This window comes from Barnesiella sp. An22 (assembly GCF_002159975.1).
Taxonomy (GTDB): Bacteria; Bacteroidota; Bacteroidia; order Bacteroidales; family Barnesiellaceae; genus Barnesiella; species Barnesiella merdigallinarum.
The window spans coordinates 186,016-209,879 of sequence record NZ_NFJR01000006.1; the positions used below are offsets into that span (position 1 = coordinate 186,016).

General features: G+C 54.3%; 25 protein-coding genes. 4 read left to right on the forward strand and 21 right to left on the reverse strand.

Going from position 1 to position 23,864, the window contains the following annotated elements:
• Positions 1-140 precede the first annotated feature (140 nt).
• Both B5F38_RS08135 and hpt read right to left on the reverse strand, forming a co-directional pair.
• Positions 141-713: an adenylate kinase gene (locus B5F38_RS08135; RefSeq protein WP_087408791.1), complete on the reverse strand. Its 573-nt coding sequence runs from the start codon at positions 711-713 to the stop codon at positions 141-143.
• Between the two features lie 37 nt (positions 714-750).
• Positions 751-1,293 (reverse strand): hypoxanthine phosphoribosyltransferase, encoded by a 543-nt coding sequence (hpt, locus tag B5F38_RS08140; RefSeq protein WP_087408792.1) that lies wholly within the window; start codon positions 1,291-1,293, stop codon positions 751-753.
• 348 nt (positions 1,294-1,641) lie between these two features.
• Here hpt and B5F38_RS08145 point away from each other — a divergent pair, with 348 nt between their 5' ends.
• The 3 genes from B5F38_RS08145 to B5F38_RS08155 all read left to right on the forward strand — a co-directional run bounded on the left by B5F38_RS08145 (position 1,642) and on the right by B5F38_RS08155 (position 4,970).
• Entirely contained in the window at positions 1,642-3,171 is a 1,530-nt protein-coding gene (locus tag B5F38_RS08145; RefSeq protein WP_087408793.1) for an NAD(P)H-hydrate dehydratase, read from the forward strand.
• A gap of 124 nt (positions 3,172-3,295) precedes the next feature.
• Positions 3,296-4,363: a DUF4831 family protein gene (locus B5F38_RS08150; RefSeq protein ID WP_087408794.1), complete on the forward strand. Its 1,068-nt coding sequence runs from the start codon at positions 3,296-3,298 to the stop codon at positions 4,361-4,363.
• A gap of 10 nt (positions 4,364-4,373) precedes the next feature.
• Complete coding sequence (locus tag B5F38_RS08155) at positions 4,374-4,970, forward strand: ribonuclease HII (protein WP_087408795.1); 597 nt, start codon at positions 4,374-4,376, stop codon at positions 4,968-4,970.
• 13 nt (positions 4,971-4,983) lie between these two features.
• Here B5F38_RS08155 and B5F38_RS08160 read toward each other — a convergent pair whose 3' ends face one another.
• Positions 4,984-5,535, reverse strand: a complete 552-nt coding sequence (locus B5F38_RS08160) for a DUF6198 family protein (protein ID WP_087408796.1) — start codon at positions 5,533-5,535, stop codon at positions 4,984-4,986.
• 239 nt (positions 5,536-5,774) lie between these two features.
• Here B5F38_RS08160 and B5F38_RS08165 point away from each other — a divergent pair, with 239 nt between their 5' ends.
• A complete protein-coding gene (locus tag B5F38_RS08165; RefSeq protein ID WP_087408797.1) occupies positions 5,775-6,629 on the forward strand; it encodes an AraC family transcriptional regulator in 855 nt (284 codons plus the stop codon).
• Positions 6,630-6,699: 70 nt separating this feature from the next.
• Here the strand turns inward: B5F38_RS08165 and B5F38_RS08170 are convergent, their stop codons facing one another.
• The 18 genes from B5F38_RS08170 to B5F38_RS08255 all read right to left on the reverse strand — a co-directional run bounded on the left by B5F38_RS08170 (position 6,700) and on the right by B5F38_RS08255 (position 23,863).
• Complete coding sequence (locus B5F38_RS08170; RefSeq protein WP_087408798.1) at positions 6,700-8,259, reverse strand: peptide MFS transporter; 1,560 nt, start codon at positions 8,257-8,259, stop codon at positions 6,700-6,702.
• Between the two features lie 27 nt (positions 8,260-8,286).
• Positions 8,287-8,712, reverse strand: a complete 426-nt coding sequence (locus B5F38_RS08175; protein ID WP_087408799.1) for a SufE family protein — start codon at positions 8,710-8,712, stop codon at positions 8,287-8,289.
• A 22-nt stretch (positions 8,713-8,734) separates the two neighbouring features.
• Positions 8,735-9,724 (reverse strand): M28 family peptidase, encoded by a 990-nt coding sequence (locus tag B5F38_RS08180; protein WP_087408829.1) that lies wholly within the window; start codon positions 9,722-9,724, stop codon positions 8,735-8,737.
• 46 nt (positions 9,725-9,770) lie between these two features.
• On the reverse strand, positions 9,771-10,676 hold the full coding sequence (locus B5F38_RS08185) for an LD-carboxypeptidase (protein ID WP_087408800.1): 906 nt from the start codon (positions 10,674-10,676) through the stop codon (positions 9,771-9,773).
• A 151-nt stretch (positions 10,677-10,827) separates the two neighbouring features.
• Positions 10,828-12,141, reverse strand: coding sequence for a ribosome biogenesis GTPase Der (der, locus tag B5F38_RS08190; protein WP_087408801.1), 1,314 nt, complete (start codon positions 12,139-12,141; stop codon positions 10,828-10,830).
• 40 nt (positions 12,142-12,181) lie between these two features.
• Positions 12,182-13,069 carry a GTPase Era gene (gene era / locus B5F38_RS08195; RefSeq protein ID WP_087408802.1) on the reverse strand — a complete coding sequence of 296 codons (888 nt, stop codon included), beginning with the start codon at positions 13,067-13,069 and terminating at the stop codon, positions 12,182-12,184.
• 176 nt (positions 13,070-13,245) lie between these two features.
• On the reverse strand, positions 13,246-14,235 hold the full coding sequence (locus tag B5F38_RS08200) for a beta-ketoacyl-ACP synthase III (RefSeq protein WP_087408803.1): 990 nt from the start codon (positions 14,233-14,235) through the stop codon (positions 13,246-13,248).
• Between the two features lie 67 nt (positions 14,236-14,302).
• Positions 14,303-14,488 (reverse strand): 50S ribosomal protein L32, encoded by a 186-nt coding sequence (gene rpmF, locus B5F38_RS08205; protein WP_008861440.1) that lies wholly within the window; start codon positions 14,486-14,488, stop codon positions 14,303-14,305.
• Positions 14,489-14,499: 11 nt separating this feature from the next.
• Positions 14,500-15,087: a DUF177 domain-containing protein gene (locus B5F38_RS08210; RefSeq protein WP_087408804.1), complete on the reverse strand. Its 588-nt coding sequence runs from the start codon at positions 15,085-15,087 to the stop codon at positions 14,500-14,502.
• Positions 15,088-15,258: 171 nt separating this feature from the next.
• Positions 15,259-16,413: an ATP-binding protein gene (locus B5F38_RS08215; protein WP_087408830.1), complete on the reverse strand. Its 1,155-nt coding sequence runs from the start codon at positions 16,411-16,413 to the stop codon at positions 15,259-15,261.
• A gap of 71 nt (positions 16,414-16,484) precedes the next feature.
• Positions 16,485-17,630 carry a hypothetical protein gene (locus tag B5F38_RS08220; RefSeq protein ID WP_143240940.1) on the reverse strand — a complete coding sequence of 382 codons (1,146 nt, stop codon included), beginning with the start codon at positions 17,628-17,630 and terminating at the stop codon, positions 16,485-16,487.
• 5 nt (positions 17,631-17,635) lie between these two features.
• On the reverse strand, positions 17,636-18,271 hold the full coding sequence (locus tag B5F38_RS08225) for a hypothetical protein (RefSeq protein WP_143240941.1): 636 nt from the start codon (positions 18,269-18,271) through the stop codon (positions 17,636-17,638).
• 44 nt (positions 18,272-18,315) lie between these two features.
• Positions 18,316-19,113: a DUF1266 domain-containing protein gene (locus tag B5F38_RS08230; protein WP_087408807.1), complete on the reverse strand. Its 798-nt coding sequence runs from the start codon at positions 19,111-19,113 to the stop codon at positions 18,316-18,318.
• A gap of 33 nt (positions 19,114-19,146) precedes the next feature.
• A complete protein-coding gene (locus B5F38_RS08235; protein ID WP_087408808.1) occupies positions 19,147-20,166 on the reverse strand; it encodes a DUF1266 domain-containing protein in 1,020 nt (339 codons plus the stop codon).
• Positions 20,167-20,190: 24 nt separating this feature from the next.
• Complete coding sequence (locus B5F38_RS08240) at positions 20,191-21,165, reverse strand: ankyrin repeat domain-containing protein (protein WP_087408809.1); 975 nt, start codon at positions 21,163-21,165, stop codon at positions 20,191-20,193.
• Between the two features lie 9 nt (positions 21,166-21,174).
• Positions 21,175-22,698, reverse strand: coding sequence for an ankyrin repeat domain-containing protein (locus B5F38_RS08245; RefSeq protein ID WP_087408810.1), 1,524 nt, complete (start codon positions 22,696-22,698; stop codon positions 21,175-21,177).
• Positions 22,676-23,170, reverse strand: a complete 495-nt coding sequence (locus B5F38_RS08250; RefSeq protein WP_087408811.1) for a hypothetical protein — start codon at positions 23,168-23,170, stop codon at positions 22,676-22,678. The genes B5F38_RS08245 and B5F38_RS08250 overlap by 23 nt, the downstream gene beginning before the upstream one ends.
• Positions 23,171-23,182: 12 nt before the next feature.
• A complete protein-coding gene (locus B5F38_RS08255) occupies positions 23,183-23,863 on the reverse strand; it encodes a hypothetical protein (protein ID WP_143240942.1) in 681 nt (226 codons plus the stop codon).
• Between the last annotated feature and the right edge of the window lies 1 nt (position 23,864).

The following is a 23,864-nucleotide window of genomic DNA, read 5'->3' on the forward strand; positions in this document are numbered from 1 at the left end:
GCCTTGTCAAGTCATCGACTTGAGGGCACCCTCTTCTTCTCTATCGACTCTTCCCTGCACGGGCAATTGAGGCAACACCAGACACAAAAAAAAGGAGCACCCCGTCCGGGAGCACTCCTTTCTGCCGGCTTGCATGCAGTTTACAAGCTGGCTATCTCTTTCTTGATGCTCTCGAAAATATCGTCGATGCTGCCCATGCCGGGGATAGCACGATATTTCTTCTCTTTCTGATAGAAGTCCTTGAGCGGTCTGGTCTGGTTGTGGTAGACATCGAGACGTTTCTGGATAGTCTCCAGGTTGTCGTCGCTGCGGCCCGATACCTGTCCGCGTTTCAGCAGACGGTCGATCAGCTCCTGCTCCTCGACCTCGAGACCCAGCACCACATCTACCTGAGCCTGACGCTCGGCCAACATGCGGTTCAAAGCCTCGGCCTGTGCAATGGTACGGGGAAAACCGTCGAAGATGACGCCCTTCTTGGCCTCTTCGTGCGAGTCGAGTACATGAGCCAGAATATCGACCATCAACTCGTCGGGAATAAGCTGACCTTTCGAAATATACGAATCGGCTGTCTTGCCCAGTTCGGTACCTTTGGCAATCTGCTCGCGCAATACATCACCCGTAGAAATATGGAACAGACCATACTCCTTGATAAGATTCTCGCTCTGAGTTCCTTTACCCGAACCCGGAGCGCCAAAAATAACTACATTCAACATTTTACCTTAATATTATCCTATTCAACCTTGTGTTTGTTCAATCTTCGACAACGACATAAATATCTTTCAGATTACGCCCCTGCTCGTCATAGTCGAGGCCATAACCCACGATAAAGGCGGGGGGAATCTCGAGCGCCACATAGTCGGGCTTTACATCGCACTTGAGCGACTCGGGCTTGAACAGCAGCGTGGCCACCTTCACCTCTTTGGGATTGTGGGCATAAAGCTGCTTGAGCAGCTGCTGGATGGTGAAACCCGTATCGACAATATCCTCGACCACCACTACCGTGCGGTCGGTAATATCTTGTTGCAAACCATAGATTTGTTTTACTTCGCCCGTCGAGTGCATGCCCTCGTACGATTTCATGCGGATAAACGAAATCTCGGAATCGACCTTGATTTCGCGAAACAGATCGGCGGCAAAAACAAATGCACCGTTCAATACGCATAAAAAGAGGGGGTTCTTTCCGGCCAGGTCTTCGTTCATCTGCGAAGCGACACGAGCCACAGCCTCGGCAATCTTTTCTTTCGAAATATAGGGCGTGAAAAAACGGTCCTTAATCTGAATCTTTGTGTCCATTGGTGTTATTCTGAATGTTGCACAAAGTTATAATAAATCGCAAAAACTCCGATAACGACACACTATATTTTTGCAGAATTACCGTTTGCATCGCCTCTTGACCTGCCAAAATATTTCTTAGCCCGTTTTTTTCGCATGTTTTCGAAGTAGACAGAATATGCTTCAATATAAAAAATCAAGCAAACTAGCTCTTCCTCTTTCGACTTTCGCTCTCTTTATAGATGATAAGATGCAGTTCGGCATAAATCAAAAACGAAAACTTCGTTTTCTTTTTGTCTCTGCTCTCACCTTTCACTATCTTTGTAAGACTCCTCCCGGCCCTGTAGCCGAGGGTAAAACCTGTACGACATGAAACTATTTACGACCCAATCGACCAAGTTGCTCGACCAACTTACTTTAGAATACGAGCCTATCGACTCGATCGACCTGATGGAGCGGGCAGCCGAAGCTCTCACCGAAGAGATCAGTAAAACCGTATCGCCCGACCGCCGCCTCTATATCTTTGCCGGCCCCGGCAACAACGGGGGCGATGCACTGGCTACGGCTCGCCTGCTGCTGGGATTGGGCTATCAACCGGCCGTCTATCTGTTCAATACCATGCCCAGCCATCGCCTGTCGACCGACTGCGCGCGCAACTGCGACCGATTGAGGGCTACCGGCATCACCCAGTTCTACGAAATCACCAACCAGTTTACTCCGCCCGAAATACAACGAGGCGATGTCATCATCGACGGCCTGTTCGGGGCCGGACTGCACGACCCGCTTTCGGGCGGATTTACCTCGCTGGCCCGATATATCAACGAGTCCGAGGCCTTTGTCATCTCCATCGACATCCCCTCGGGCCTCTTCGGCGAATGGAATCCCGACGCCTCGCCCGACCGTGTGGTCAAAGCCGACCTCACCCTTACCCTCCAGACTCCTAAACTGGCTTTCTTCTTTGCCGAGAATACCCAGTTTACCGGTCGGGTCAAGGTGCTCGACATCGGTCTGCACCCCCGGGCTATCGCCGAGACGGCCACCGACTACTACCTCACTACGGCCATCGATGTAGTCCGCCACCTGCATACTCGGGCCAAATACACCGACAAGCACGACTACGGCCACCTGCTGCTTGCCGCCGGACAATACGGCATGGTGGGAGCTTCGGTTCTCGCCGCCCGGGCTGCCCTGCACAGCGGGGCCGGTCTGGTATCGGTCCACGCGCCTCGCTGCGCCAACCTCATTCTGCAAACAGCTGTACCCGAAGCGCTCTTCTCGCCCGACAAAGGCGAAGAGCATATCGAAGAGATTCCCTCGAACCGGCGTTACACGGCGCTGGCCGCAGGCCCGGGCATGGGGTGCAACGCCACCTCGATAGCGGCTCTCAAGCATCTGCTTCAGGAGGTGAAGCAACCCCTCGTGCTCGATGCCGACGCGCTGAACTGCATTGCTCAGGACCCGAGCATTCTGCAATCGCTGCCCTCCCGCACCATACTCACCCCGCATGTCATTGAACTGGAGCGCATGTTCGGCCCGCAAACCAGCGATGCCGACCGGCTGAAATGTGCCACTCATGTAGCTGTCAAATACGATATTATCGTGGTGCTGAAAGGGGCCCATACGGCCATAGCCATGCCCGACGGCTCAATCTACTTCAACTCCACGGGCAACCCCGGCATGGCTACCGCCGGCAGCGGCGACGTGCTTACCGGCATCATCGGCTCTCTGCTGGCCCAAGGCTATTCCCCCGAAGAGGCGGCTATCATCGGAGTATTCGTTCATGGTACGGCCGGCGACATTGCCGCCCGACAGGAGGGCGAAGAGTTCGTCACAGCCGGCGACATCGTGGCCCGTCTGGGACAAGCCTTCAAACAGATAAAAACGGAGCGAATGCAATAAATTTCAAAACATTCGCTATCTTTGTAAAAGATAGAATAACCCGGCGAGGGGAAAAAGCCTATGTACGGCTCCCGACTCCGAGTTCTCCCGAATGTAAACCAACAGCAAAACAATACAAAGCTCTATGAAATACGCCCTCTTATCCCTCTGCCTGCTCTTCACGACCAGCATAGGATTGGCTCAGGAGACGAAAAGACTCACCGCCGACAAACATAACGAGTACGGACTCATATTCTCTTTGCCGCAAACTCACCTCGACCTCGAGGTCGTAGCCACAAAGACCATCCGCAAGGCAGGCCCCTACTATCAGTATGCCGAGAAATATCTGGGCATACCGGGTGCCATCACCCAGGACTCCGAATCGTGGAGCCTCACTTCGGTCAAGGTCAACCCCTACGGAGTGCCCGACCCCGAGGAGCAATACCTCATGCAGTTCAAGTCGGGTAGCGACGGCTACATCGTACTCGACGAAAACGGCCTGTTGCTCTCGATCAACACCGAACCTGTGGTCGACACGATTGTCCCCATCGAACCTAAAGCCAAAAAGAAGTCGCCCCTCGATAACCACGACTATGCCAAGGTATACTCCGAAGAGCTGCTCATGTCGGCCTCGACCGCCAAGATGGCCGAGGTGGCTGCCAAGCAGCTCTACCGCATACGCGAAAGCCGCCTGAACCTGGTTACCGGCGAGGTGGACGAGCTGCCGGCCGACGGCGAATCGTTCAAACTCGTCATCCAACAGCTCGACGAGCAGGAGGCTGCCCTCACCGCCCTCTTCATGGGTACGACCCAAACCGAAACGGTGGTCAAGCACATCGACTATATCCCCGTAGCTGAGGCAACCAACGAGGTGGTGTTCCGCATCTCCGACCTCTATGGCATAGTCGACTCCAATAACCTGAGCGGCGCCCCCATATACCTCAACCTGCAAATTACCGAGGAGGGACAACTCCCCGTCGACAACAAGGGCGAGGTGAAAAAGATGCCCAAGAATGCCGTGCCCTACGCCATTCCCGGCAAGGCCGAGGTGACTCTCACCGACGGCAAAAAAGCCCTGTTCAAAGGCGAAGTGCCGGTGGCCCAGTTCGGCGTTATCTTCGGGCTCGACCCGTCGCTCTTCACCGACAAGAAGAACCCCACCTGCGCCACCTTCTATCCCCAGACCGGGGCTATCCGTCAATTAGGGAAATAACCGGGAGAATATGTTGCTGCCCTACATGAACAGCGGAGTGGTCGAAGCCGGCTGCGACGAGGCGGGTCGCGGCTGTCTGGCCGGGGCGGTCTATGCCGCAGCCGTGGTGCTGCCACCCGACTTCCGCAACGAACTGCTCAACGACTCGAAAAAACTGACCGAGAAACAGCGCTATGCCCTGCGCCCCCTCATCGAAGAGGCGGCCCTGGCTTGGGCTGTGGGGATTGTCACCCCGCAGGAGATTGACCGCATCAACATTCTCAACGCCTCGTTCCTGGCCATGCACCGGGCCATCGAGCAGCTGCGGGTCACCCCCCAGCATCTGCTCATCGACGGCAACCGCTTCAAACCCTATCCCGGCATTGCCCACACCTGCGTGGTGAAGGGCGACGGCAAATACGAGGCCATCGCCGCCGCCTCGATTCTGGCCAAGACCTACCGCGACGACTACATGAACGAACTGCACGAAAAATACCCCATGTACGACTGGAAATCGAACAAGGGGTATCCCACCAAAGCTCATCGAGCAGCCATTGCTCAATACGGGCCTTCGCCTTACCACAGGCTATCGTTTCAGTTGCTCGAGCGGCAACTCTCCATTTTCTGATTACGGAACTCGTTTATGCTGCGGGCGAAAGCAACCACCGGTCGAGCACACGGTAGAAGGGGCTCACCATATGTACAATAGGGCCCACAAGCAAGGCCGAAACCACCGTACCCAGCCCTACGCCGGTAACCGTCGACGAGAAGAGATACGACATGATGCAAGCTATCAGCACCAGCGTCACGTCGAATCCCAGTTTCACGAAACCAAAGGGATGCTTCAACCGCTGGGCTATCACCTTCACAAAAAACTCGCCGGCCGTCATAGCCACATTCACCTTCATCTCGAGGGCAATACCCATGGCCAACACACAACAGCCAATAAGCAGATAAACAATCTGCTGCACAAAATTGACGGGGGCTACCCAAAACAACATGTTCATACCCCAGTCGATAAAGATACCGAAACTGAGCGAAATAGGTATCTGCAGCAGGTAGGGACGCAAATCTTCCTTGAACGACTCGTGCGTCATGAACGGCAACTCAAACAGCATGAACAGGATATTGACAATAATCGTCCATTGCCCCATCGTGAGCGGCGTAAACAGACTCAATACATGAATTGACACCGGTAATAGGCGAAGTCCCCAACAAGGCTTTTGTAATAAAGTCGATACCCAAGGCGTTGATAAACAGCGAAACAACAAACAAAAAGCAACGCCTCAACGAATAAACATTCATCATAATGTGTAATACCTTAAAAAAACGGTGCAAAGTTCGCCCTATTTCCGCAATGTGTGCTCATAAAAGAATAAACAACTTTGGTTAAAAACGAAACAGTTCTTACCTTTGGTAAAAAATTCGGCTCATGGACATTTTGCTACTCGACCTGCTTCGCAAGATACCGCAAATCGGAGCTTTCGCCCACAGGCAAGGGCTCTCACCCCACGACCGGGCAACCATCGGCAAAGGCTTCTTTTTCGTTTTCGTCGAAAGTGGAACAGCTTTGCTCACCGACATGCACCAGGACTACACGATTAAGGGCGAAGATCCGATTGTACTCTCGCCCAGCCTGGCAGCCACCCTGCACCATGCAAGCCCCGACTTCACCTTTACCTGCATCTGCCTCGTGCCCGAATACTTCGACAGCCTGCCCGGCAGCCAGCTGCTATACAGCCAACTGGCCGAGTTCATCCAGGTCGACCACCTCCCCATCGTGTCGTTGAAACCCGAGAAAAGTCGCTATCTGCGGCAGACCTTCGACCTCTTCTCGAGCGACCTGCGGGGTTTCAAAATCTACACCCACGGCATCATCAGCCACCTGTGCTGCCTGCTGCTGTTGCAAACGGCCGATACCTTCTGCCAGAGCAACCGCCACATGCCGGTCTACGTAAAACGCTCGGGCGAGATATTCCGCAAGTTCCGCAAACTGTTGACAGCCCATTACAGGCAGCACCACGACATCGGCTTCTATGTCGACGAGCTGCACATCTCGACCACCTACCTCTCGCGAATAGTCAAGCAGACGACCGGCAACACCGTGCGATTCCTCATCTCGGAGTTGCTCTGTGCCGACGCACGCCGCATGCTGGTATGTACCGACCTCGACATCAAGGAGATTGCCTCGCAATTGGGCTTCTCGGACCAGTCGGTATTCGGCAAATTCTTCGTCAAGAAGACGGGGCTCTCGCCTCTGAAATTCCGGTTGCGAAAAGAGCTATGAAACAACAAGGCCCCCGGGAGCACTTTCCCGAGAGCCTTGCCTTATAAGGTGTCAAACGTAAACAGGCGCACTATTCGGCCACCCGCTCCAACCACCGGAGCATACCCAGCATTACGCCCATCGAAATGAGACATACCACCAGGAATACCGTCCAGCATTGCCAGATGGGCCAGGCGTTGTACATGAGCGGACCTACCCACAACAGCAGGTTACCTGCGGCAGTGGCTCCCAGCCAGAGGCCCTGGCAGAGACCCAACAGGTGCTTGGGGGCCACCTTCGAAACGAACGACAGCCCCAACGGAGAAATAAACAATTCGGCGACCGTCAGGAAGAAATAGGTCACAATCAGTACCCACCAGTGGGCCTTGCGAGCCATTTGCTCGGCCACGGGGAGGAGCTTGAAGTCGTCGGCCGAAGGATAGCCTTTCATGGCCGAGAAGATGGCCAGGAAGAGGAAGGCCAACCCGGCAATGAACATACCGATGGCAATCTTGCGGGGCGTAGAGATAGCCTTACCCCGGCGAGCCAACCAGGCAAACAGCGCCATGACAATAGGGGTGAGCGTAATCACAAAGAAGGGGTTGATGGCTTGCCAGATTTCGGGGGCCACGGCACTCGAATCTACGAAGTCGCGAGCGAAGAACGAGAGCGACATACCGTTCTGGTGGAACGAGAACCAAAAGAAGATAACCACACCCAGCACGGCAAACAGAGCGGCCATACGCTGGCGAATCTCCTTGGCCATGGCCCGCTTCTCTTCGGCGGTATAGGATTGCGACTCGACTTTGGTCTTCTTACCCGGAGTGGGGAACCGACGCTGGTAGGCCACAAAAATAACCAGCGAGATGAGCATGGCTACCACCGAAGCGATGAACGAGTAGTGGATACCCTCGTTGAAAATCTGGAGGTAGTTCTGGCAGGCGCTGGCCAGATCGGTCACGTTGCCGCCGGCAGCCGTCATCAGGGCATTGAGGTTATCGAGAGCAGACTGGCTCATCTGGGCACCGTTGTTGATAAACTGGTGGCACAGGGCCGGCAACTGGGCATTGTAGGCCATCCCGTTCACACCCAGCCACCACTCGCGAAGCAACGGAGCCACAAACGGGGCAATGAGGCCACCCACGTTGATAAACACATAGAATATCTGGAATCCGCTGTCGCGTTTGCTCTTGGCCTCCTTCAAGGCTTCGGGGCCCTGCTTGGCAGCTTCGGCCTCGAAATCGTCGTAGAGCTGGCCCACGATGGCCTGCAGGTTACCCTTGAACAGACCGTTACCGAAGGCAATGAGGAAGAGCGAGAAACAGGTGAGCGGGAGCAACCATGCCACGTTTCCGCTGGTAGCCAGGATAGGAATCGACAGCAACACATAGCCTGCAGCCATGATAATCAAACCGGTCTTGATGGTACCTTTGTAGTTTTGCGTACGGTCGGCAATGATACCGCCTACCAACGCCAACAGATAGATACCGGCATAGAAGAATGAATATATGGTACCCGAAGTCTCTTCGCTCAAACCGAATTTGGAGCATAGAAACAGTACCAGCACGGCATTCATAATGTAATAGCCGAAGCGTTCGCCCATGTTGGAGAGTGCCGCAGCTATCAAACCCTTAGGATGTCCTTTAAACATAATGTTAGATTTTAAGTATTAAATGATTTAGTTGTTTTTCACTTTGAAGGCCAAGGCATACATGCGCATCTGCTTGACCATGGCCACCAACCCGTTGGAGCGGGTGGGCGACAGGTGCTCGGTGAGCCCTATCCGATCGATAAAGTAGAGGTCGGCGTTGAGAATCTCGTCGGGGGTACGGCCCGAAAGCACCCGCACCAGCAGCGACACGATGCCCTTCACGATGATGGCATCGCTCTCGGCCTCGAACCAGATGCGGCCGTCGCGGTAGTCGGCTTGCAGCCACACCCGGCTTTGACAGCCTTCAATCAGATTCTCGTTGGTTTTGTATTTCTCCTCGATCGGGGGCAGGCTGTTGCCCAGGTCGATGAGTAAGGCGTATTTATCCATCCAGTCGTCGAAGACCGAAAACTCGTCTATAATCTCGTCTTGTATTTCGTCGATACTTTTCATATAAGTAGTTTAGTTTTATCAATCACTCTTCATAAATGACCGTCAGTACGGTTTGCCCCACCGCCTTCAGCGTGGCGGGGTCGATATTCTTCATCGTGTCGTCTACGGTGTGCCAGTAGGGCGGGAACCCCGTAACCGTCTCGCGCGAGCAGGCGATGATGTCGACACTGGGTATGCCGTAACGGTTCACATACACATGGTCGTCGGTCACATAGCCTCCCTTCTCATCTACGAAATAGTCGCCGTATCCCAGACGACGGGCCGTCTCCCACACCTGCTTCACGATACCCGAGGCGTAATACTCCGAAAACATCTCGCGGCAGAAGCGGGCACCCGAGCCACCCACCATGTCGAGCAGAATGCCGAACCGGGCCCGGTAGCCGGGCTTGTGCGGACGGCGGGTCCAGTATTGTGTACCCAGGGCCCAGGTATCCTCGTCGTTCGACGTGCTCCAATAGGGGGCTCCGTAGTCCTCGGCATCGAAGAAGGCAATGTCGACCCCCGCATCGGGGAGCTTCTGCCCCACCTGTCGGGCTATCTCGAGCAACACGCCCACCCCGCTCGCACCGTCGTCGGCACCGGCAATGGGCTGGCGATGCTTGCTCTTGTCGGCATCGTTATCGGCATAGGGGCGGGTATCCCAGTGTGCAAAAAGGAGTATGCGGTTTTTCTTCTCGGGCGAGAACGACCCGATGATGTTGCGGATGGCCAGCTCGCTGCCGTCGTAGGCGGTGACGGTGCCCTCCTGCACCTCGACCGTGGCTCCGTGACGGGCCAGCTCGGCAGCCAGATAGTCGGCCGTAGCACGATGTGCCGGCGTATTGGGCACCCGGTATCCGAACTCGACCTGACGTTCTACATAGGCATAAGCGCTGTCGGCATCGAACACGGGAACCTCGACCGACACGGTATCGGTCGCCTGAGTCTCACTGCTGCTCCCCGATTTTGCCGAACAGGCCATCAGTCCTATAATCAGAAATAAATATATCAGTTGGCGGTTTAGCGTTTTCATCTTGCTCAAAAGTACGCATTCTGACAAAAACTCGCAAATATCCCGCCTATTTTATACAAAAAGCGAGGTCGACCGACTCTTTACCGACCGAGAAGAGCACCTCGGCCCCCTCGATGAGAGGCAGATTGTCGGAGACATGCCCCACGGGGAAGTCGAAACAAACGGGGTAGTCATACTCCTCGACCAGGCGATAGATGAGTTCGTAGAGCGTACCGCCCAGCCCCTCGTTCTCGGTATACTCGGTGAAGCGGCCTACAATCAGCCCCGAGAGCGAAGCCAGCCGTCCGGCCAGTTTCAACTGGTAGAGCATGCGCTCGATCTTGTAGGGGGCCTCGGCAATATCCTCGATAAAGAGCACCGAGCCGGGCCGGAATATATCGTAAGGGGTCCCTATCAGTCCGCACAGTACCGCCAGATTGCCGCCTACCAGCATACCGCGGCCTTCGCCCTGCCGGTTCAACGGGTGAGGCTTCTCGTGATACTCGGGTATCTGCCCGAAAAGAATCTGCCGCAGATACTGCGTGCAACGGTCGTCGGCCGGTTCGGCCGTGAGGTGCTTGCACATGGGCGCATGCAGCGACATGATGCCCCGGCTCACACACAGGGCATGCAGCGCCGAAATATCGCTGAAACCGATTATCCACTTGGGATTACGGGCCACATCGTCGGCCAGACGGTCGAGCAGATGCACGGTGCCGTAACCGCCGCGGCTGCACAAGATGGCTTTCACCTCGGGGGTATGCAGGGCGTTGCGAAAGTCGTCGGTACGCTCGTCGACGGTACCCGAGTAGACCCCCGACTCTCCCAGACAGTGCAGCGATACCGACACACCCAGCGGCCAGGACTCGAGCCGCTCGACGGCACCTTTTACATAATCGGGGTTAATGATACTGGCCGGCGAAACAATGGCGAGTCCGTCGCCGGAAATCAGAAAGGGAGGTTGTGTCATCATCTCTATCGTAAGGCTTAAAAGGTTGTACCCGGCCCCTCATCGGGCGAGCGTCCTACAAATGTAACGAACTTTCGCCAGCCTTGAAACAAATAGCCCCGGAATCTTGTAAAAAACTCCGGGGCCAGTGAACGATAAGGTATCGCTTGTTTCGTTATTTCTCGCGCATGAAGATGTTGATGGGGGTTCCGCTGAAGTTCCACGTCTCGCGAATCTTGTTCTCGAGGTAGCGCTTGTAGGGCTCCTTCACCCACTGGGGCAGGTTGCAGAAGAAGACGAATGTGGGCACATAGGTCTCGCGCAACATGGTCACATATTTTATCTTCACATACTTACCCTTGTATGCAGGGGGCGGATAGTTCTCAATGGCGCTGAGCATCACCTCGTTGAGTTTCGAGGTGGGTATCTTGCGCTGGCGGTTCTTGTAGACCTGCACGGCGCTCTCGAGCACCTTGAAGATGCGCTGCTTGGTCAGGGCCGAAGCGTAGACGATGGGGAAGTCGACAAACGGAGCGAGGCGCGCCCGTATGGCATTCTCGAAGGTCTGTATCGCCTTGTTCGACTTGTCTTCGACCAAATCCCACTTGTTGACGCAGACCACCAGCCCCTTCTTGTTTTTCTGTATGAGGGAGAAGATATTGAGGTCTTGCCCCTCGATGCCGCGGGTGGCATCGATCATGAGGATGCAGACGTCGGAGGCCTCGATGGCCCGTATCGAGCGGATTACCGAATAGTATTCGAGGTCTTCGGTCACCTTGCCCTTCTTGCGGATACCGGCGGTATCGACCAGATAGAAGTCGAACCCGAACTTGTCGTAACGGGTATAGATGGAGTCGCGCGTGGTACCGGCGATGTCGGTCACGATGTAGCGTTCCTCGCCGATGAAGGCATTGATAATGGACGACTTGCCGGCATTGGGACGTCCCACGACGGCAAAGCGGGGTATATTCTCTTCGATTTCGGGCTCCGACTTCTTGGTGAAGCGTTTCAGAATCTCGTCGAGCAGGTCGCCCGTGCCCGAACCGCTGGCGGCCGACACACAGAAGGGGTCGCCCAAACCGAACGAATAGAACTCGGCGGCGTTGTATTGCCAGTCGTTCGAGTCGGCTTTGTTGGCTACCAGAATCACCGGCTTGGACGAACGGCGCAAGATGGCGGCCACGTGGTCGTCGAGGTCTACGGCTCCGGTTCTCACGTCGACCATGAACAGGATGACATCGGCCTCTTCGATAGCCAGCGCCACCTGCTTGTTGATTTCTTCTTCAAAAATATCTTCCGAATTGACTACCCAACCACCGGTATCGATAATGGAGAACTCCTGCCCGCACCACTCGACTTTGCCATACTGGCGGTCGCGTGTCGTACCGGCCTCTTCGTTGACAATGGCCTTGCGGGTTTGCGTCAAGCGGTTAAACAGGGTCGATTTCCCTACGTTGGGGCGTCCTACGATTGCTACTATATTTCCCATAATTTCTCTTTCTTTTTTACGGCTGTCACAGCCTTGGGTTTTACTCGGGTATGTATCCAAATCCTTTCAGTTTATTCTCGCGGCTCCGCCAGTCTTTCTCGACCTTGACGTAGAGCTCGAGGTAGACCTTCTTGTCGAAGAATGCCTCTATATCCTTGCGGGCCAGCATGCCCACCTTTTTCAGGGCCGAGCCGCCCTTGCCGATGATGATGCCTTTCTGCGAATCGCGCTCGACATAGATCACCGCCATGATGTGTATGCGCCCCTCTTCCTCCTTGAACTGCTCGACAGCCACCTCGCAGGCATAGGGTATCTCCTTGTCGTAGGTGAGCAATATCTTCTCGCGGATAATCTCGGTCACGAAGAATCGGGCCGGCTTGTCAGTGAGCGCGTCCTTGTCGAAGAAGGGCGGCGAGGGAGGCAACAGCTCTTGAATGCGCTTGAGCAGATAGTCGAGATTGAACTTATATTGTGCCGAAACGGGTATCACCTCGGCCTTCGGCAACAGGCGTTTCCACTCCTCTACCAGCTTTTCGAGCGACTCCTGCCCGCCTTGCAACAAGTCTATCTTGTTGATGACCACCAGCACGGGCACCGTCTCCTCGGCCACCTTGTCGAGGAACGACTGGTTTTTGGTGGGGGTCTCTATTACGTCGGTCACATAGAGCAGAATGTCGGCATCGACCAGGGCCGACTGCGAGAAGTTGAGCATCGACTCCTGCAGCTTGTAGTTGGGCACGAGTACACCCGGCGTATCGGAATAGACAATCTGCATGTCGTCGGTATTCACGATGCCCATGATGCGGTGGCGCGTAGTCTGCGCCTTCGACGTAATGATCGAGATGCGCTCGCCCACCAGCGAATTCATCAGCGTAGACTTGCCTACGTTGGGATTTCCTACAATGTTTACAAAACCGGCCTTGTGCATAGTTTTATCGGGTTAGTTTGCCAGACAATATATAGACGTTTCTCTTATTCTATTGTCCCCAAAGGTAGTGAAAATATTCTACTTGACGAAACAACCGCCGTCGGCTTTTGTTCAAAGACAAGAAAAGACGCATCTCTTGCTACAAAAGATGCGTCTTTGTCTTATTCTCGCAATGTTTATTTCGCGTTGTATCCCCACACGAGGTAGAGAGAGCCCCAGGTAAATCCGGCACCGAAAGCCGTGAGTACCAGCTTGTCGCCGACTTTGAATTTATCTTCAAATTCGGCCATGCACAAGGGGATGGACGCTGCACTCGTATTGCCATACTTCTGGATGTTGACCAGCAACTTCTCTTCGGGAAGTTTCATACGGTCGGCGATAGCCTCGATAATACGCAGGTTGGCCTGGTGAGGGATGAAGTAATCGATCGTATCGACCGTGAGACCGTTACGTTCCATCACCTTCTCCGACGAGGTGAGCATGTCGGTTACGGCGTGTTTGTACACGGCGCGACCCTCCTGATAGACGTAGTGCTCGTCGTTGTCGACCGTCTCGTGCGAAGCAGGATGAACAGCACCGCCAGCCTTCATCAGCAGGTGGGGCAAGCCCATACCGTCGGTATGCAGCACGGCATCGACGATACCTACCGGTTCGTCGGTGGGCTCGAGCATCACACAAGCGGCAGCATCGCCGAACAGCGGACAGGTCGAACGGTCTTTGTAGTTAACCATCGACGACATCTTCTCGGCAGCCAGCACCACTACGTGCTTGTACAAACCGCTCTTGATGTAAGCGGCACCCGACTGCAAGGCTACGATAAAGCCGGCACATGCAGCCTGGATGTCATAACCATAGGCGGTCTTGATACCCAACTTCTCCAATACGATTGAAGCCGTAGAGGGGAAACGATAGTCGGGGTTGGAGGTTGCACAAATGAGCAGATCGACCTCTTCGGGTTTTACGCCGGTCTTCCGCAAAAGCTCGGCCACGGCTTTTTCACCCAAATCGGACGAGCCCGTACCTTCACCTTTCAAAATTCTGCGTTCCTTGATACCGACGCGAGTCGTAATCCACTCGTCGTTGGTATCGACCATGTGCGACAGTTCGTCGTTGGTCAGCACATAATCAGGGACATACGAGGCTATTCCCGTTATTTTAGCATTCATAACTATAAAATCGGCTTAGTGTGTGAAAAAATGCCCTAAATCGCTTTAGGGCTCTACATATCGAAACTTAGACTGCAGCCTCTTTTTCGATAGCCAATTTTCCTCTGTAATAGCCACACTCGCCACATACGGTGTGATATACATGCCAAGCACCACAGTTGGGGCAAACTGCCAAAGTAGGAGCAACTGCTTTGTCGTGAGTTCTTCTTTTGGCTGTTCTCGTTTTAGATTGTTTTCTTTTAGGATGTGCCATTTTTCTATTATTTAATTATTATCTATTATTTTCTTCAATTCGTCCCAACGGGGGTCGGTCATTGTCTCGCCTTCGTCGGGTACCACGTCTGCGATGTCCTCATCGTCAAACGCATCAAGGGCCTCGTCGTCGCCATCGTCCAGCGAGCGGGCCGTATGTTTGCGCAACTTAGCACTCATCGACTTGTTGCACTTCCCTGCCGGGTGAACGTGCTTCAAGGGAATTGTCAGCGCCACAAATTCGTACAAGAACCAGGCGATGTTCAACTCCCCGTCGCTCTCGGGAATCACTACCACATTATCGCTCTCCTCGCTGTATTCGCTACCGAATTTCACGAAAAGCGTCTCGTGGGTTTTTACCTCGTGATCCATGTCGTCGAGACAGCGATCACACGGAATCTGAATCACTCCTTCCAAATCGAAATTCAATTCAAAAGAAGCCGCAGTCCGCTTCACGGTCAGCTTCACATTTACCTTCCCTTTTTGAACATCTTCTCCTTCGATATTCTTAAAGAACTCATTATCCAATACATACTCAAAATCCTGAGTACCTATCGGCATACTCTTGAGCGGTAATTTATAAGCACTAAATCGTCCCAATGCTATTTGTCGTTAAAACTGCGCAAAGGTATAAAAAATAATCGTTATAAATCAATCTTTTCGGGAGTTTTTATTTCATATTTAAAATTTTTCAATCCCGAAAGGGCCCGTTTCCATCGGGGAAGCGAAGCACAACGCTCGTCACTGTCGACCGATTGGGGGGTCACAAAGTCAGGCTACGCGCTTCAGCTCGATTCGGAAGGTAGTACCCTTGCCCACCTCCGACTCCTTCACAAAAATCCGACCGGCATGATACTCCTCGATGATGCGCTTGGCCAGCGTGAGGCCCAACCCCCAACCGCGTTTCTTGGTCGTATAACCGGGATTGAACACCGTCTTGAAGTTTTTGCGGGCAATACCCTTGCCGGTATCCTTGATGTCGATATAGATCTGCTGCCTCTCCGAGGTCAGATATACATCGATGCGCCCCTCGCCGTTCATGGCGTCGACCGCATTCTTGCACAGATTTTCGATAACCCACTCAAACAGCGGCAGGCACACCATGGCCCCCTCGGCATCCGATGGCAGATGGGTTGTTATCTGTACCTTGCTCGAGACCCGCCGACGCATGTACTCGGTGGCATTCTCGAGCACCTCGTTCACGTAAACCAGCTCCATCTCGGGCTTCGAACCTATCTTGGAGAAGCGTTCGGCTATGACCGAAAGCCGCTTCACATCCTTGTTCATATCAGACAGCAACGCCGGGTCTACCCCCGAAGCCTCCAGCAAATCCATCCACGCCATCAGCGACGATATGGGGGTGCCCAACTGGTGAGCCGTCTCCTTCGACAGCCCCACCCACACCTTGTTCTGCTCGGCCTTCTTCGTGCTGATAAGTGCAAAATAGACAATCAGCACAAACAGCACCATCACTCCCAACTGCACATAGGGATAGAACGAAAGCCGTTTCAGCAGGATAGAGTCGTCGTAGTAGAGATACTGTTTCTCGTCGCCACCCAGATTGATTTCGATCACATTCGAGCCACTCTGCAAATGAGCCAGCTTCCGCCGCAAATATTTCTCGGGATCAGTCTCAGGAAGATTCAAGTTGACATACTGATTTATCTCGCCATTCCCATCGACCAGAATAGCCGGTATCGAGGTATTGCTCTGGATGACCTTCAGGATAAGCTCCATGCTCATCTCGGTCTTGTCGCTGGCCAACTCGCGAGTCGCCTCGGCCCAAATCTCCATCTTCTTGCGCTCCTCGACCGAGAGGTCCTCGACCAGATCGTTCGACACATAGAGCACCCCGCCGACCAGCAGCACCGATATCAACAGAAAAATCAACTTCCCTTTTTGCCGGAGATCATAAATATTTTGCATAGCCTCAAACCGCATTATATACATGTAATATATATAAGAACGGTGCGACCCGCCAAATATTATCCGACTGCTCATTTCGCACCTCCATACTCCCGCGCCCGGATGGCCTCGACTATCCAACGGAGATTGCGACGCGTATACCCAAAAGAGACAATCGAACTACGTCGGTCGAGATTATTCACGCTGTTGAGCCACACCCGACCGCTGTCATAGACAACAAATATATGTTCGCCCCAAGTGAAACTCCACATCGAGGGATTGGTATGGGCTACGATACAGTCGTACCCCAGGTGGTCGATACTCCACTCGTGTACCTCGGCCAATTCGATAAAGAGGTTACCTATCTCCTCGATCGAAAGGCGGGTTGGCACCTCTTCGAAGTCAAGCCGGTTGCGCTGCACATGAAACAGCAACAACGCCAGCAGTAACGGTATGCACAAAACCCATAAGGGCAACAATACACCCCAGGAATAAATCAGGGAGAAAAGGTTGAACAACAGCATACAACACAAAATAAACACCATCAAAGAGGGCAGGGCATAGTGGGTCGTGGCCCAATCGGTCGTAAGCGGCAAATGCCGTGTGCGCAACACAAAGTCGGCCAGCGGTTCATCGCCCTCCTTATGAAAGAACAGCCAAAACAAAAACCACTCTGCCACAATACAGAAGACGACAATGCCCACTAATATCCATCCCCACTCTGTGCCGGAAGCAGGAGTGTCGAAATCGTGATTTACGCGATAGCCCGACGGGGGAATATCGAGAATCACCATTCCCTGGTCGTAAGCAATGTTGTCGAACGAAAGGTCTTTGCAACGAAACTCGTAGTGTCCGTCTGTCTCGAGTCGCAACGGATAAAAATAGCGGTAGCACGAGGTCGTCTCTCCATTGCTGTAAACGGTTGAGCTACTGTTGCTGCGAGGGCGTATCGACCGGCCGTTGGCCACGATAATCGGGGGCTCGGCATCGGGCCGACGGTTGCACTCCAACACAAGCATGATGGCACTGCCTACCCGCAGGCTGTCGCCCCTGACTGAGAGTTCACACATTACCGAGGAGTCGACCGAATCGGCAGGCAGTATCCGGGACGAATAGGCTTTCTGATAAAGATCGGAAAAACCACTCAAAAAGTTGGCAATGATGGCCGAGTCGGACTCTTCGGCCCGAACGAACACCGTCCAAACAGCCAGACAAACAACGACTATACACCGTTTCACGCTTCTCATCTTTTTATCGGTGACGAATCGAGCAGAACTTCCTGAGGCAAATCGGCACACTCGCTCCAAAACAGGCCTTCTTCCTCATCGTCAATCCAATAGAGAGGCAACACCGTAGCTTCGTAACCAAAGATATAACGCTCGTTGGAAAGACGGGGTATCAACAATATTTCGGCATTCTCTTCCATACGCTCGTCATAAGCGAACTTGACGGAGTAATAAATATACTCGATATGATTCGCCCGGGTCTCCACGTCGACCGAAGAATCTTCGCCGCAGTCGGAACCGCCCTTTTTCTTGTGGGTTCTCGAGTCGAGCGAAAGGTTACCCAACTCCATCATCCCTTCGGGTACATGAAAAATCATATCGACCGAGTAGAATTCCTTTTTCCATATCGCCTTGTAGGGAATGGCTACGCGCACCAATACCCAACACGAGTCGGCCGTCTTGACCGCCCGCTCGACAGTATACCGCACCTGCGGACGCTCAAGCGGTTTGAGCTGCTTATGCAGTTTCAATACCTCGGGGCTTACATCGTAGTCCATCGCCTCCACCGCTGTTACCGGCTCGAGCGGGACGGTTGTTCTGCACCCCGCACAGAGGCACAACAGAACGACTACAAGCCAAACACTCTGTTTCATCGCTTTCTATTTTTTTGAGGGTGTCACTTCTCTTATCATCCAATTTACCAGGGATATTTCACCCACGGACTGTTCGCATCGGCCAGCAGCTTGTCGGCGGTATCTTTCATCACCGAATTATAGGCCCGCTTACCGCCCCACAACGAGCGGCCTATCACGTAGCTCAGGGCCAGTTCCCGCCACGACGAGAACGCTCCGTGGGCCAGTTCGTTTGCCACATCTACATATTGCCAGGCCTCGGTCTCGGTAATATAGCCCATCTCGCAGCAGGCCCGTGCCAGAAAACAGATGCGTCCGGCATCCCACCCAACCACGCCATAGCGACGAAGGTCGTCTTTCACGGTAATGACTTTGCACGCAAGCAGTTCATCGTAGGTATCCTGCAGGTTCTGGAGTTGAACGGTTATCTTGTCATAATCCTCCTGCGAGGTCATGTTTTGCTGGAAGACCTCGTCCTGCTGTTTCGGATCGGTCAACAAGAAGGCCTGCCACACAAAAGGAAAGTAGTAGCGGTAACCTTTCTCGCACAGGTATTGCAGCTCTTCCACGGCCTCGGTACGACAGGTGATGCCCCACCACTCTCCCAGAATCTTGGGCAGTTCGCTGCGGATACCCGTCTCAAGCGAATTTTGATAGGCCCCCTGTTGTGAAGCATAGAGGGCCCCCACGGCCAGCTTCCGACACTGCTCGTCGCTCAAGGTCGAGCGAGGATTGAGACAGACGGTCGTGAAAGCCCGGCGCAACTTGCGCACGGTACCGATAGCACTTTTGCCTTTTTTATAAATCCATATTCCACCACTCACGACAGCTATCGTGAGCATGATGTAAAATTCGTTACTCATCGTCCATACAGTTTTTCGATTTCGCATTCTCTATTACCAGGCTATCTGCCGCCAGGGCGAATCGTCCCGACCGAGCAGCAGCGATGCTATCTCATAGGCGGTGTCGCAGTCGTCGGTATCGTCGTGCCAAACGCCGCGCCCCAACGTGTAGCTGAGCCCAAACTCCTGCCACGACGAGAACTCCTGCCGGGCCACCTCGGCTCCCACCTGCATGATGTGCCACATCTCCTCCTCGGTGACATAACCGCACAGGTAGGCCCAACGCCCCAGATTGACGACACGAACCAAATCCCAGGCTATCGCCGTGTGGGGGATTGTAGTCCTGTCGCAATATTCGTTCTGAATCATGTAGGCAACCATCTGACGCACCTCGTCGAGTTTTTCGCCCGGTTCAGAGTCGGCATCCTCCTCCCCGTCACTCAAGAGCACAGCCAGAGCTTCGTCGGCCTCGGCGTGGTGCCCCTCGTTCAACAACCAGTTGACTGTCTCGATGACCGAGTTGCGGTCGGCAATCTCCCACCAGCTTTCGAGTTGAGCCTTGATGGTATCGATCTCGATTTGGCAATCGAGGGTATCGACACACTCGTCGTTATATACCAACAATGGTGCGGCCAAGGCCAGCACACGGAGTTGCTCGGGTGTCAACCGACTGTCGCCGCTGCGGCGTATCGTCCAGTCCTCGCCCAGAGCATCGAGAGCGAGATCGTTCATCTCACGGAGCTCCTGCTCCAGCGATCCATCCTGCATCTGCCGGTAAAAGTCCCCGGCCTGCGCCATATTCGCACGGGCAGTTTGTGCCACAGTATCGGCATCTACACCACCCAATGTTCCCATCGCGGCCTGTTGCCTCTGAATCTCTGCCAGGTTGGGTACGGCTGCCTGCATCTGGGCCATAATCTGCGCCTGCATATCGCTCATGTCGGGCATTTCAAATCCCGGAATATTCCCATACATCGACTGTATCTGTTCCATCGCCGCCCGCACCGAAGCCTCTTGTGCAGCCCGGGCTATCTCCTCCGGCGTGTGAGGGGTGTTCAATTCATCTTGTGCCATATAAATAAGTATTTTAAGGTTCTGTTATCCTTCGGCTCCGGCATATAGCAGAGTTTCGACAATCTCGTTGAAACCCCGCTCGCCGGCATAATAGAGGGCCGTGTGTTGTAGGTTGTCGGCCACATTTACGGCAGCTCCGGCAGCTATCAACAACGACACCATCTCGTTGTCACCCAACCGGGCGGCCTGGATGAGCGGAGTCTCGCCCCGACTGTTGCGGGCATCGACATTTGCCCCTGCACCCAGCAAAGCCTTGCCTATAAAACGGTTGCCCGACAAAACGGCAGCATGCAGCGGAGCAGTCCCAACCAGCGAAGCCCGGTTGACATCGGCTCCAGCCGCAATCAGCAACTCGGCCAGAAAGAGGTTGCTCCGACCACAAGCCAACAGCAGAGGGGTCTCCCCTTCGTCGTTCATGGCATTGAGCTGAACCTTCGAATCGGCCAACAGGGTGCACACCACCTCTCCCTGGTCGTTATGGACCGCCTGATGCAGAGCCGTATTGCCCCGGCTGTCGCAAGCGGAGGCATGGTTCAACAACGACACCACCTCGCGCAATCCATGCGCGGTAGCATAGTCGAGTGCCGTATGCCCCGACTGGTCGGCCCGTCCGGTATCGGCCCCCAACCCGATGAGATAAAGAGCGGCATCGGTGCGTTTGTAATCGAGCAGCACCATGAGCGGCGTGCGTCCCTCGCGGTCGGTCGCATTCAAGTCGGCTCCATGCCGGGCCAGCAAGGCCACAATCTCCTTGTTCCCACTCTGTGCCGCAGCATGCAGGGGGCTTTCACTACGATTGTTGATCAAAGAGACATCGGCTCCCCGATCGAGCAACAGAGCCACCACATCGCGGTGCCCCTGCCGACAGGCGTAATAAAGAGGAGTATTCCCCTCGCCATCACGCTTATCGAGATTGACACCTCCCTTGTCGAGAAAAATGCGCACGATGCTCTTCTGTCCGTTGCGACAGGCATTGAGAAAAGTCAGGTTATTGTCCATCGTTTGAGATTAAGCATATTTCAATAAAAGTTTCACCAGTCCTTCGTTGTTTCGGCGGGTGGCCCTGTCGAGCGGAGTCTCCCCCGCATTGTTGACAGCGGCAACCGACGGAACCCCAAAATCAAACAATAGTCGGGCCGCCTGTTTCGCCTCTGGAAGCGAATAACAGTCGGCGATATAGTGCAAGATGGTATTCCCTTCGCTGTCGACCGCCTGCACATCGGCTCCGGCTTCGAGCAAAAACTCCTCCATGGAACCACTGTGGAGGCCGCAGGTCTGACGGTTGAAGAGGTGCATCAACGACACCCGGCCCCGACAATCGCGAGCGTTGACAGCGACACCCCGCTCGAGCAGACGGCGCAGGGCATAGAGGGCCAAGTCGTCACTCTCGTAACAGCATACAAGCATCAAGGCAGTCTCCCCTTTACCATTCACCGGGGCATCGGGGTTCCACCCTTTTTCCAGAAAAAGATTCAACAGAGGTCCGAAGGTCTCCATCCCAGAAGCATGCCGGCACCCTTTGTCGAGCCACTCGACAAAAGCAGTCTCGCCCCGCGAATTGCGGTAGTTGGGGTCAGCTCCGGCTCGAAGCAGCATCACAGCCGCTTCGACATTCTGCCAAGTGAGCGCACAAGCCAGCGGCGATTTCCCGTAAAAGTCGTTCATCTTCTCATACCCGCACTCGGTCTGCAGCTCGACACCCCATCGCAACAGGGCCGTGACCGCCGCCAAATCCTTGTAATACAATGCTTGGAAAATATCCATGCCTCCAGTCTCTTCGAGCGGTTCGCCCGATGCAGAGTCCTTACCCGAAAGCAAGGCACTCACCCACTTGGCGCCCCCTTCCATGGCCAGGTCGAAAGGTGTCCGTCCATAACTGTTCTTCTCGTCGGGGTCTATTCTCCCGTCGACCAGCAGAAGAGAAGCCGTACGATAGCAGCGTTCGGCCTCCTCGAGCTGCTCGTCCCGCTCGCGCAGAGTCTCCTCCTTGCGTCTTTCAGGGACCCAAGTATCTGCAAAGCGTGCTATCCCCGACTCCAACCGACGTAAACAAGCGGCCGTATCGACAGCCACACGGCATACAACGTGCAAAGCATTCTCGCCGTTGGAGTCGACCGAGTCGATACACCGTGCCGAACGGACCAACAGTTCAACCAAACGATGATGCCGATTCCGCACCGCCTCGATGAGAGCGGTCGTATTGCAGGCCGATCGGGTCACACTGGCCCCTTGCTCCAACAATAACCGCGCAGCCTGACATATCCGTTCGCCAGTAAAGGTCCGCTCGCCAGATACAACAGCCAGGCAGTGCAAAGGGGTATATCCCCGACCGTCTCGCACATCGACCTTGGCACCCCGTATCAGCAACAACCCGATGGCCTCGACATCGACCTGCTCGGCAGCCAGATGCAGAGCCGTACGGTCGTAAAAGTTGTCGTCCCGGTCGTCGAGTGGAACTTCGGCAAAAGCCTCCAGCAATTCCCCTCTGGGGACCTCGCAATCATACAGTTTATAAATGGCTTTGACTGTCATGGTCGATTTGTTCAATGAGGTTACAGATGTGCCGGTATCTACCGCCCAGTCGGGCGGCAATGGCCCGTACTTCGTCGTATCGCCTCAGCCGGAAAGCAGCCTCGGCCTTGAGGCGAAGGAAAAGGGACTCGGTCTCGGGAGAAAAGGGTGTAACAAGCATGGGGCACAAGGACAAGGCGCTCTCATGCTCCCAGTCGAGCAGGGATTGGGGCAAAGCCGAAGGCGCGGAACAAGGGTGTACCGGCAGCAAACGGTCGGCCTCGCAGAGCAGAGAATAGCACCGCTCATAATCACCCGCCCCGAAACAGCACACCGCCTTGTTGTAAACGACCCGCAAGTCGTCACCGGCAAGCCGGTCGAAACAGGCATAGCCCAGGGAATAGGCCCCGCAAGCGAGATAGCTCACCCCGGCCTCGAACAGCCGGTCGGCCCCGGCACCTGTAACGACCGCTTTATCTCCGAGCAAATTCACCCGTCATCCGTTTTACTCGAACTCTACCTGCCCGGCCTCGTTCACCCGGAATGGCACAGTGTAGTAGTTGGTAGTGAGTAATCGGCCGTTCATCTCGGTCTTCTCGCCTTTCTTCGTGTAGTTCAGCGAGAAATAGGCATATTGCTTCTGGCTGTCGGCCTTGTAGGATTCGTCTCGGTTCCAACGCTCCACGTCATTCAGCCCGACGGGCAAGGTATAAAAAGTGTAGTTTTCGACCGATTTCAATTCATATTGGTCGCCTTCTTCCTCGGCTTGCAACAGATTATTCCCCTCCTCGCCCCACTTTTGCAACTTCGCTGCGTCGATAGCATTCAGGTCGAGTGTAGCCGTTGGTTCATAAGCGTATGTTTGGCGGTTACTTTTCGAAGGTTCATCGGCTTTGAAATCGCCGCCATCCTTGTTAATCGTCAATACGTAATCGCTATTGTCGGGAGTAATATAAAACACGATTACCTGGCTCAACACATTCTCGAGCTTGCGGTCGCCACGATCTTCGTTCATCTCGACTCGATAGACTTTTGCATCAGCGGGTACATGAGTTTTCACGAGTTCCTTCACTTTGGCCACAGCCTCTTCAGAAGCCATACCCAAATCATTGCCCGACGAGCAGGACGACAACATGGCCACGGCAATAGCCACAGCCGTTAAGATTCTCATAACTTTTGTAATCATG